The sequence below is a fragment of the Photobacterium sp. R1 genome (assembly GCF_054600795.1).
Genome location: NZ_BAAHZP010000752.1, coordinates 1 through 253, shown reverse-complemented (window position 1 = coordinate 253; position 253 = coordinate 1). Strand labels below are relative to the sequence as shown.

General features: G+C 53.8%; 1 protein-coding gene. It reads right to left on the bottom strand.

Annotation, left to right across the window (positions count from 1 at the left end; translation table 11 throughout):
• Positions 1-34: 34 nt before the first annotated feature.
• Positions 35-253 (bottom strand): U32 family peptidase C-terminal domain-containing protein (locus ACYP03_RS27090; RefSeq protein WP_459782817.1); only part of this gene is annotated, 219 nt, incomplete at its 5' end.

Below are 253 nucleotides of genomic sequence, written 5' to 3'. Positions count from 1 at the left end.
GAGGATCAGCAATACGGTGGCGAACAGAAGCCGGTCAGGCCGCGTTAGGATTACGGGTGGTTGCCCCGGCTTCCAGATTGCGCATCAGTAACGCGAACGGTAGCGCAAGATCTTCCGGAACAGGAATAAACACGAAATGCCCGCTGCCTTTGGCATCTTCGATGGTTTCGGATTTACGGTTTTCCATGTGCTCCAGCGTAAAGGTGACATTACCGTTTGGTGTCATCACCTCCAGGCTGTCACCGACCAGAAA